Source organism: Sphingobium sp. D43FB (assembly GCF_002312805.1).
Classification (GTDB): Bacteria; Pseudomonadota; Alphaproteobacteria; order Sphingomonadales; family Sphingomonadaceae; genus Sphingobium.
Genome location: NZ_NMUA01000088.1, coordinates 1 through 3,546, shown reverse-complemented (window position 1 = coordinate 3,546; position 3,546 = coordinate 1). Strand labels below are relative to the sequence as shown.

3 protein-coding genes are annotated in these 3,546 nt (G+C 58.2%); all 3 read right to left on the bottom strand.

Annotated elements, in window-relative coordinates:
* Nucleotides 1-220 precede the first annotated feature (220 nt).
* Complete coding sequence (gene istB, locus SxD43FB_RS23115) at nt 221-1,000, bottom strand: IS21-like element ISRsp3 family helper ATPase IstB (protein ID WP_006955904.1); 780 nt, start codon at nt 998-1,000, stop codon at nt 221-223.
* On the bottom strand, nt 990-2,510 hold the full coding sequence (gene istA / locus SxD43FB_RS23110) for an IS21-like element ISRsp3 family transposase (RefSeq protein ID WP_032490240.1): 1,521 nt from the start codon (nt 2,508-2,510) through the stop codon (nt 990-992). Before istA ends, istB begins: the two co-directional genes overlap by 11 nt.
* 605 nt (nt 2,511-3,115) lie before the next feature.
* A partial coding sequence (locus tag SxD43FB_RS23105) for a TolC family protein (protein WP_141249626.1) occupies nt 3,116-3,546 on the bottom strand: 431 nt, incomplete at its 5' end.

Genomic DNA, 3,546 nt, shown 5'->3' with positions numbered 1-3,546 from the left:
ACGCCCCGGAAAGGGCGACATCGCCACCTGCTGATCCGGCTCCGGGCTACGCCCTACGCCGCATCAGCAGGTGGCGATTCTCATCTTGATTGACGCTGCTCTCTCATCCTGATTGTCGCGCGGCAGTTACCTGTTGAGTTGCACTGAGAAGTGACCCGGGATTTTCATTGAGAAGTGACCCGGGTGGGCGTGGATGATGTGCTGCCTGCGACGAGCAGGGTCAAGCGGGTGATTTGTCCTTTCTGGATTTTGGGGCGGCGGAACTGGCTCTGAAGCGGAAGCTGTCATTGCCGGTTTCAAGGATATGGCAATGATGCGTGAGGCGATCCAGCAGGGCGGTGGTCATTTTGGCATCGCCAAAGATACTGGACCACTCGCTGAAGCTCAGGTTGGTGGTGATAACAACGCTGGTCCGCTCATAGAGTTTGCTGAGCAGATGGAACAGCATGGCCCCGCCTGAAGGGCTGAAGGGTAGATATCCCAGCTCATCAAGGATGACGAGGTCGAGGCGCAACAGACGCTCGGCCAACTGGCCCGCTCTGTTTGCGGCCTTTTCCTGCTCCAACGCATTGACCAGATCGACGGTGGAGAAGAAGCGGATCTTTTTGCGGTGATGCTCAACCGCCTGGACGCCCAAAGCCGTCGCGATGTGGCTTTTGCCGGTGCCTGGTCCGCCGATCAGTACGACGTTGTCGGCGCTATCCATAAAGTCACCACGGTGAAGTTGACGCACGAGCGCCTCGTTGACCTCACTGACGGCAAAGTCGAAGCCTGCCAGATCCTTGTAGGCCGGGAACCGGGCTGCCTTGATCTGGTAAGCAATGGACCTGACCTCCCGCTCGGACATCTCCGCCTTGAGAAGCTGTGAGAGGATCGGAACGGCAGCATCAAAGGCTGGCGCGCCCTGCTCGATCAGATCACCAGCGGCTTGCGCCATGCCATACATTTTGAGGCCACGTAGCATGACAACCACAGCGGCGCTGGCCGGATCATGACGCATGGCGTAACGCCCTCAGCGTGTCGTAGCGTTCGACATCGGCAACAGGCTCCTGGGCGAGGCGCAGGGCCTGCGGGGCATCGATTGGGGATGCCGGTGGAGCCTTGCCATCGATCAGGCGGTGCAGAACATTGAGGATGTGGGTTTTGGTCGGCACCCCAGCTTCGAGGGCCAGTTCGACGGCGCTGAGCACAGCCTGTTCGTTATGCTGTAGAACAAGGGCGAGGATTTCGACCATCTCCCTGTCACCACCGAGCCGCTTGAGCAGATGCCCCTGCAGTTGCCGGAAGGCTTCGGGCATTTCGAGGAATGGCGCCCCATTGCGCAAAGCGCCAGGCTTGCGCTGAACAACTGCCAGATAGTGCCGCCAGTCATAGATCGTCTGCCCCGGCTTCTGGTGAGAACGGTCGATAATCCGGTTGTGCTCGCACAAGATTTGCCCCTCGGCCGCGATGACCAACCGATCAGGATAGACCCGCAGGCTCACTGGCCGGTTCGCAAAGGATGCAGGAACGCTATAGCGATTGCGCTCGAACGCGATCAGGCAGGTCGGCGACACGCGCTTGGTATGTTCGACAAAGCCATCGAAGGCCCGCCCCATCGGCATCAGGCTGATAATCTCAACGGCGTGCACATCGGCAACTGTGCCGGGGAGGACGCCATGCTGGATTTCTCCCCATTGTGCGATGCACCGCTCTTCCAACCAGGCATTGAGGGCATCAAGATCTGGGAAGTTGGGCATTGGCTGCCATAACCGTCGACGCGCATCCTGAACGTTTTTCTCGACCTGACCTTTCTCCCAGCCTGAGGCCGGATTGCAAAAATCCGTTTCGAACAGGTAGTGGCTGGCCATGGCAGCGAACCGCGCATTGACCTGTCGGACTTTGCCCTGGCCGATCCGGTCTACAGCCGTCTTCATATTGTCGAATATTCCACGCTGAGGCACGCCGCCCAGCACCCGGAAGGCCTGCGTCAGTGCGTCGAACAACATCTCGTGCGTTTGCAGCAGATAGGCTCGCGTGATGAACGCCCGACTGTGGGAGAGCTTGGTATGGGCCACCTGCAGCTTGGTAGGCCGGCCATTCAGAAGGGCGTAATCTTCACTCCAATCGAACTGAAAGGCCTCACCGGGCTGGAAGATCAGCGGTACGAATGTGCCGCGCCCACTGGTTTGCTTTTCATATTGGCGTTCGGTCTTCCACGAGCGGGCGAAGGCGGCAACACGGCTGTATGATCCCTCGTAGCCCAGCTTAACCAGATCTGCATGTAGCTGCTTGGCTGTTCGCTTCTGTTTGCGCGACTTGCCAGATTCCACCCGCAGCCACGTCGTCAGTTTTTCTGCAAACTGATCAAGCTTGCTCGGCCGTTTGGGAACCTTGAACGTCGGCTCCACCGCGTCATCGCGCAGATATTTGCGGATCGTGTTGCGCGATAATCCAGTCCGCCGCCGAATCTCGCGAATGGGGATGCCTTGCCGAAAATGCCAGCGGCGGATCACACTGAGTAGGTCCATGTCGATCACTCCGATGCCTCCTGACTGTCAGCCAGGGGCGAGGAAAACATGGGTCAATTCTCAGTGAAAACTTATAACCCTCCCGGGTCACTTCTCAATGCAACTCAACAGGTTACCCAATGATGCACTTGTGGGTTGTTTAATCGCATCCCGGTCAAGGCAATTTCGATCTTCGTCGATCTATCGTCGTGAGGTCGTAAGCTTGGCTGGTTTTACAAGCGCCCCCATCTTCTGTCTGCGGGTGATGCCGTCTGTCGGGTACAAGGTCGTATACGCGGTCAGGACAACTCCCTGCGGGATAGATCTTCGTCGGACAGAAATTCTATTCAATCACACGTCGAGGCCGATAAACTGCTCTATGGTTGTCTCCGGTCCGATGTTGCGTCCGGCTATGCGGTCGTGAATCCGTATTTCATCCTATCGTGGGCAACCCCCGTCAAACACATCGCAATCGCCCCGGGGCGCGTTACCCCGCGAAACTCTGTATAATCGCAAGGGCCGCAGGATGGATGCCGAACAGGCGGGTTGCCCTGTGCCAAAAGTCATCATTGGCGGTGGGCAGGGCCGCCAATTCTTGTATTGGCAAGTCCGGACAGATACCATCATTATTCGCTCATAAGGGCTGAGGCTTGACGCCCAGCTTCTGTCCATCCCAGTCCAAGCGACTTCTGTATGGCAACATAGCTGGCGGTGAGGGCCGCAACCGCACTGTGCAGGTTTGCCTCTGCAAGCCGCTGTTGGCGGTCAGCCTCCAGAGTGTCGCCTCTCGAAATGACCTGCCGCGCATAGCGCTGCCGCATCAGCGTTGCCGCTTCATCTGCGGACCGCTTGATTTCGGCAAATGCGGCGACGTTTCGCCTTTGCTGTGCAAAGCGCGCAAGCGACGTCTCCGCATCCTCAAGCGCGCCCAGCACTACCTGCCGATATTGTGCCTCGGCTTCATCGCGACCAGAGCGTGCCTGTGCTATCGCCGCTGACGTTCGTCCAAAATCGAGCAAGCCCCATTGCAGCTGAGGGACGGCGATGTTGGAAATAT

Coding starts and splice junctions, on each gene's coding strand:
- istB (WP_006955904.1), bottom strand. CDS start 1,000: ATGCGTCATGATCCGGCCAGCGCCGCTGTGGTTGTCATGCTACGTGGC.
- istA (WP_032490240.1), bottom strand. CDS start 2,510: ATGGACCTACTCAGTGTGATCCGCCGCTGGCATTTTCGGCAAGGCATC.